Origin of the sequence: Pseudonocardia pini (assembly GCF_013870575.1) — a bacterium.
Taxonomy (GTDB): Bacteria; Actinomycetota; Actinomycetes; order Mycobacteriales; family Pseudonocardiaceae; genus Pseudonocardia; species Pseudonocardia pini.
In genome coordinates this window covers 1-6,252 of the sequence record NZ_JACBXB010000300.1, presented here as the reverse complement: position 1 = coordinate 6,252, position 6,252 = coordinate 1, and the positions used below count along the sequence as shown (strand labels likewise).

Here is a 6,252-nt window from a genome sequence, read left to right as displayed (position 1 = left end):
CCGGACCGAGCTGGACCGGACCCTGATCACGCTCGAACACCGCAGCGCCCTGGTCCTCGAGCGGCTCGCCGCCGAGCGCCGGGCCGTCGTCAGCGCCGAGCAACGCGCCCTGGGCGGGTCCGATGCGCCCTGAGCGGCCGGAGATCGAACCGTTGACTTGCACCGGGATCGGCCCCGCGGACCTGGACACCGACGGCGACGGCGTGCCGGACACCGCCGCCGTCGTCGACGGTCCGGACCTGGTGCTGCACACCGACCTCGACGCGGACGGCCTCGCCGACCGCACCCTCCGCCTCGGCCCGGCCATGCTCGGGTCCCGCGAGGTGCACTGGTGGGCGCCCTGGACCTGGTTCGGCGAGGACTGAGCAGGGACCTGCTGAGCCGGGCCCTGCTGAGCCGGGACCTGTGGACGACTCGGCCCCGCGGGCCCGCCGCGGCGGGTGGGTGTCGTGCGGCGTCGCTACGGTGTCCCCGTGTCGTCCGACGTCGATCCCGAGTTCCGGGCCCTCCCCCTCGCCGCGCTGGCCGAGGCCGCGCTGGGCCGTGCCCGCGCGCTCGGCGCCCAGCACGCCGACCTGCGCGTCGAGAGGCTGGTGTCGCAAGGCATCTCGTTGCGGGACGGGACCGTCACCGGCGTGTCGGACGGGGTGTCCACCGGCCTCGCGGTGCGCGTCCTGGTCGACGGGGTGTGGGGCTTCGCCTCGCACGTCGAGCCCACCCCGCGGGTCGCGGAGGCCGTGGCGGAGCGCGCGGTCGAGGTCGCGCGCACGCTCGCGCCCGTCGCCCGTGAGCGGGTGGAGCGCGCCCCCGAGCCCGTGTACGCGGAGGCGGTCTGGGTGTCGGAGTACGAGATCGACCCGTTCACCGTGCCCACCCGCGAGAAGGTGGAGCTGCTCGGCGAGCGCTCGCAGCGGTTGCTGGCGAGCGACGGGGTGGACCACGTGCAGGCGGGCGTCACGCAGGTGCGCGAGTGCAAGTTCTACGCGGACCTCGCGGGCACCACCACGCTGCAGCAACGGGTCCGGATCGACCCCGGCCTCACCATCACCACGGTCGATCCCGGCGCGGGCACGTTCGAGACGATGAGCACCCTGGCCCCGCCCGCGGGCCGCGGCTGGGAGTACCTCACCGGCACGGCGTGGGACTGGGCGGGCGAGCTCGCCGAGATGCCGGAGCTGTTGGCGGAGAAGACGAAGGCGCCGTCGGTCGAGCCCGGCCGCTACGACCTGGTGATCGACCCGACGAACCTCTGGCTCACCATCCACGAGTCCGTCGGGCACGCCACCGAGTACGACCGCGCGATCGGCTACGAGGCCGCCTACGCGGGGGGCTCGTTCGCCACGCCGGACCTGCTCGGCACGCTCCGGTACGGGTCGGAGCTCATGCACGTCACCGGGGACCGGACCGTGCCGCACGGGCTGGCCACCATCGGTTTCGACGACGACGGGGTGGCCACCGGTGAGTGGGACCTCGTCCGGGACGGGGTGCTCGTCGGCTATCAGCTGGACCGCACGTTCGCCCCGCGGCTCGGCCTCGAGCGGTCCAACGGCTGTGCCTTCGCCGACTCCCCGCACCACGTCCCGATCCAACGGATGGCGAACGTGTCGCTGCGGCCGGACCCGGTGCGGGACACCACGACGGAGGAGCTGATCAGCCAGGTCGACCGCGGGATCTACGTCGTCGGCGACCGGTCGTGGTCGATCGACATGCAGCGCTACAACTTCCAGTTCACCGGGCAGCGGTTCCACCGGATCGAGAACGGCCGGCTGGCGGGCCAGCTCCGAGACGTCGCGTACCAGGCCACCACCACGGACTTCTGGGGTGCGCTGGCCGGCGTCGGCGGGCCGTCGACCTGGCGGCTCGGCGGCGCGATGAACTGCGGCAAGGCCCAGCCCGGGCAGATCGCCCCGGTCAGCCACGGCTGCCCGAGCGCGTTGTTCCGCGGGATCTCGGTGCTCAACACCGCCGCACTCGACGGAGAGGAGGGCTCGTGACCCCGCAGGAGATCGTCGAGCGGACCCTGGAGTCGGCGCGCCACCTGCTGGGGTGCGTGGTGATCGTCACCGAGAGCAGCGAGGCGGTGCTGCGCTGGGCCAACTCCACGATGACCACCAACGGGCTGAGCACCTCGTCGCGGATCACGGTGGTGGCCCTCGTCGCGCTGCCCGAGGGCACCGCGGCGGGCACCGTGAGCCTCGGCGAGGTGGTCACGGACCCCGCCCGGCTGGCGGACCTCGTCGCCGCGGCCGAGCGCAGCGCGCGCGAGGCGGGTCCGGCGAAGGACTCCGCGCCGCTCCCCGAGCCGTCCTCACAGGACCCGGCGTGGACCGAGCCGGGAGCGCGCACGTCCGTCGCGGTGTACGCCGATCTCGCCGAGGGGCTGGCCGAGGTGCTCGCCGGGCCGTTGCGCCACTTCGGGTTCGCCGTCCACTCCCTGACCACGAGCTGGCTGGGCACCTCGACCGGCGTCCGGCGGCGCTGGGTGCAGCCCACGGGGTCGGTGGAGCTGAACGTCAAGGACGCGGACTCCTCGGCCTGGACCGGGAAGGCCACCACGGACTACACGGACGTCGACGTCCGCGCGCTGGCCGCCGAGGCCGAGCAGCGGCTCGGCTGGGGCGCCCGGAAGGTCACCCTCGAACCGGGTCGCTACGAGACGGTGATGCCGCCCTCGGCGGTGTCGGACATGCTCGTCTACGGCAGCTGGTCGATGGAGGGGCGGGCCGCGCAGGAGGGGCACAGCGCGTTCACCGGCAAGGCCGCGGTGGGCGAGCGGCTCACGGAGCTCCCGCTCACCCTCTACTCGGACCCCGCCGAGCCCGGGCTGGAGTACGAGCCGGTGGTGATCGCGGGCGGTGGCACGTCGGTGTTCGACAACGGCGCCCCCACCCGTCGGGTGGACTGGGTCCGCGAGGGTGTGGTCAACGAGCTGCAGTACACCCGTGCCGAGGCCGCGGAGTTCGGCACCACCTTCACGCCCGCGGGCGACAACCTGCTGCTCACCGGCGGCTCCGCGGCCACGCTCGAGGAGATGGTGTCCCGCACCGAACGCGGCCTGCTGCTCACGTGCCTCTGGTACATCCGCGAGGTGGACCCGGCCACCCTGCTGCTCACCGGGCTGACCCGAGACGGCGTGTACCTGGTCGAGAACGGCGAGGTCACCGCGGAGGTGGACCACAACTTCCGGTTCAACTACTCCCCGCTGGACATGCTGCGGCGCGCCACCGAGGTCGGCGCCACCGCCCCGGCGTTGCCGCGGGAGTGGAAGGACTGGTTCACCCGCTGCCGCTTCCCGCCGATGCGCATCCCGGACTTCCGCATGAGCTCGGTGTCGCTGGGGAGGTAGCCGCTCACGGGCGCAGGTGCCGGTCCAGGAAGTCCTCGACCAGCGGGTGCACGAGATCGGGCCGGGTCAGCGGGGCGAAGTGGCCCGCGCCGCGCAGCTCCGCGCGTTCCCAGTCCGGGCGGGCCGCGGTGAGCACGTCCGCGACCTCGCGGACCGGGACGAGCGTGTCCGGGTCCACCGCGAGCAGGGTGGGCGCGGGCGCGGTGGCCACCTCGGCGAGGGTGAGGGCGGGGTCGGTCACGGCGTCCCACTCCGCCAGCCGGTGGTGGAGGCCCTGTTCGATCGGCGCGCGTTCGTCCGGGGTGTAGCGCTCCCAGGAGCCGGCGCCGAGCCAGAAGTCGGAGGAGTCGCGCGCCGCCTCCTCGATCTCGCCCGCGGCGAGCAGCAGCCGTAGGCGGTCCCGGTGGTGCTGCACCGCGCGCCAGGACTCGGTCCGGCCCGCCTGGCCGAGCAGCGCGAAGGCCGTCGGCTCGACGGCGACGACGGCCGCCACCCGCTCGTCGAGCTCCACGGCCGCACGCAGCGCCACGGCGGCGCCGATCGAGTGTCCCACGATCCCGATCCGCTCGGTCCCGCCCGCGGTGAGCGCGTGCACCAGCCGGACCTGGTCCGCCAGCGTCTGGGAGCGGGTCCCCGGCCAGGCGGGCGTCGCGCCCTGGCCGTGGAGGTCGAGGGTGAGCACCCGGTAGCGGTCGGACAGGGTGTCCGTCAGCCCGGCCCACATCCGTTGCCGGGAGATGCCTCCCAGCAGCAGGACCGGCGGGCCGCCGCCCGTCCGGTCCATGTCCACGTCGACGACCCCGCGCCGGACCAGCACCATGCCCCGTCCACCCCCGAGCAGGGTGTTCGGTGCCCAGCGGTATGCCGTTAACCGATGAGCTCGCGGAGTCGGTCGAGGAGGTCGTCCACCCCCATGCCGCCCGTGAGCGGGGCGCCGGTGAGGGTGCGCAGGTAGAGGCCGTCGCCGACGAGCTGGACGAGCCAGGCGAGCACCGGGTCGTCGATCTGAGTGCTCAGGGCGGCCAACCCGTCCGCGTCGACGTCCGCGAGGGCGCGCCGGGCCGCCTCGCCCGTGGAGCTGCCGTCGGCGATCCGCAGGACGGCCAGGTAGGTCCGGGTCAGGCCGGCGGGCGACTGGGCGCCCGGCACGGAGGTCTGCAGGTAGTAGGCGACCGCGCCGCCCTCGTCCTCGCGCATCAGGGCGAGGTCGGTGGCGCTGCGCGCGCGGAGCCGCTCGAGCAGCCCGTCGGCGAGGGCCTCCTTGGACCCGAAGTGGTAGAGCAGCCCGCCCTTGCTCACGTCGGCCGCGGCGGCGACCGCCTCGAGCGTGGCGCTCGCCGGACCCGCGTCGATCAGCAGCGTCTCGTAGGCGTCCAGGACGCGGTCGCGGGCGCTCGGCACCGCCGCACCCTATCCGGCCTGCTCCGGTGAGGCCGCTCACCAGCGGAATGGGGTGGTGGACCCGGCCGTTGGAGCTACTGTACCGTCTGGACGGTTCACTTCACCGTCTGGACGGTGAAGACTCATTCGATCGATCGCGCCGAGGATCGGCGCGCGCAAGGACGTACCGCGATGACCGCCACCCTCCCCACGACCCGCCACGGCCAGGTCGGTGCCGCCGCGCCGCCGCGTGCAGGCGTCCGCGCCTGGCTCGCGCTCGCCGTGCTGTTCCTCCCCACGCTGCTGGTCGCGATCGACAACACCGTGCTGGGCTTCGCGCTCCCCGCGATCAGCCGGGCGCTGCGCCCCGAGGCGACCACGCTGCTGTGGATCGTCGACGCGTACCCGCTGGTCCTGGCCGGTCTGCTGGTCACGATGGGCACGCTCGGCGACCGGATCGGCCGCCGTCGGCTGCTGCTGGTCGGGCTCGTCGGGTTCGGTGCGGTGTCGGCCCTCGCCGCCCTCGCGACGGACGGGGCCCACCTCGTCGCCGCCCGTGCGGCCCTCGGCTTCTTCGGCGCCATGCTGATGCCGTCGGTGCTGGCGATCCTGCGGACGCTGTTCGTGGACCGCGCGCAGCGCCGGTTCGCGTTGGCCGTGTGGGCCACGGCGTTCGCGGCGGGCGCCGCGCTCGGCCCGATCGTGGGCGGGCTGCTGCTCCAGCACTTCTGGTGGGGCTCGGTGTTCCTGGTGAACGTGCCGGTCGTGCTGCTGGTGCTGGTGGCGGCCCTGCCGCTGCTGCCCGAGTCGCGGATGGCGGCGCCGGGTCGGCTGGACCTGGTCGGCGTCGGGCTGTCGCTGCTGGCGGCGGTGCCCGGTGTCCTCGCGATCAAGATGGTCGGCGAGCACGGGTTCACCGTCGGCGTGATCGTCTCGGCGACGGTCGCGGTCGCCGCGGGCGCACTCTTCGTGCGGCGCTGCCGGGCGCTCGCCGCGGCCGGACGGCAGCCGCTGATCGACCTCTCGCTCTTCGCGACGCCCGTCGTGCGGGTCTCGGTACTGGCCAACGCCACCACGATGTTCGCGTTCACCGGGCTGCTGTTCTTCTCCGCGCAGTACCTGCAGCTGGTGCTGGGCCGGACGCCGCTGGAGGCCGGGCTCGTCCTCGTGCCGGGCATGGTCGCGACGATCGTCGCCGGTCTCGGGGCCGCCTCCCTGGCCCGCCGGTTCCCGCTGCGGGTCCTGGTGCCCGCGGGACTCGGGCTCGCGGCCGTCGGGTACCTGCTGTGCACGCAGCTCGGCGTGGGCTCGGCGGAGACGCTCCTGCTGGTCGCCGTCGTGCTGATCGGCGCGGGCATCGGACTGTCGGAGACGATCACGAACGACGCGATCCTCGCCGCCGCGCCCGCCGACCGTGCCGGGGCCGCCTCCGCGGTCTCGGAGACGGCCTACGAGCTGGGCGCCGTGCTGGGCACCGCGATCCTCGGCAGCGTGCTGAGCGCGGTCTACCGGGCCGCGGTCGTGGT

The 6,252-nt window shown here is 74.2% G+C and carries 6 protein-coding genes; 4 read left to right on the top strand and 2 right to left on the bottom strand.

What is annotated here, in order from left to right:
- The first annotated feature begins 152 nt into the window (after positions 1-152).
- The 3 genes from H5J29_RS17540 to H5J29_RS17530 all read left to right on the top strand — a co-directional run bounded on the left by H5J29_RS17540 (position 153) and on the right by H5J29_RS17530 (position 3,346).
- Entirely contained in the window at positions 153-365 is a 213-nt protein-coding gene (locus H5J29_RS17540) for a hypothetical protein (RefSeq protein WP_181782032.1), read from the top strand.
- A gap of 108 nt (positions 366-473) precedes the next feature.
- Complete coding sequence (locus H5J29_RS17535; protein WP_312858283.1) at positions 474-1,994, top strand: TldD/PmbA family protein; 1,521 nt, start codon at positions 474-476, stop codon at positions 1,992-1,994.
- Positions 1,991-3,346 carry a metallopeptidase TldD-related protein gene (locus H5J29_RS17530; RefSeq protein ID WP_181782030.1) on the top strand — a complete coding sequence of 452 codons (1,356 nt, stop codon included), beginning with the start codon at positions 1,991-1,993 and terminating at the stop codon, positions 3,344-3,346. The genes H5J29_RS17535 and H5J29_RS17530 overlap by 4 nt, the downstream gene beginning before the upstream one ends.
- A gap of 4 nt (positions 3,347-3,350) precedes the next feature.
- On the opposite strand, the gene H5J29_RS17525 is transcribed toward H5J29_RS17530, so the two are convergent.
- Both H5J29_RS17525 and H5J29_RS17520 read right to left on the bottom strand, forming a co-directional pair.
- Positions 3,351-4,166, bottom strand: coding sequence for an alpha/beta fold hydrolase (locus tag H5J29_RS17525; RefSeq protein WP_181782029.1), 816 nt, complete (start codon positions 4,164-4,166; stop codon positions 3,351-3,353).
- 47 nt (positions 4,167-4,213) lie between these two features.
- Positions 4,214-4,747 (bottom strand): TetR/AcrR family transcriptional regulator, encoded by a 534-nt coding sequence (locus tag H5J29_RS17520; RefSeq protein ID WP_181782028.1) that lies wholly within the window; start codon positions 4,745-4,747, stop codon positions 4,214-4,216.
- Positions 4,748-4,918: 171 nt separating this feature from the next.
- Here H5J29_RS17520 and H5J29_RS17515 point away from each other — a divergent pair.
- Positions 4,919-6,252, top strand: a 1,334-nt coding sequence (locus H5J29_RS17515) for an MFS transporter (RefSeq protein ID WP_181782027.1), incomplete at its 3' end; no start/stop codon positions are given.

Bases quoted from the DNA above. Each gene is read 5' to 3' on its own strand.
- H5J29_RS17525 (WP_181782029.1), bottom strand. From the start codon at position 4,166: ATGGTGCTGGTCCGGCGCGGGGTCGTCGACGTGGACATGGACCGGACG.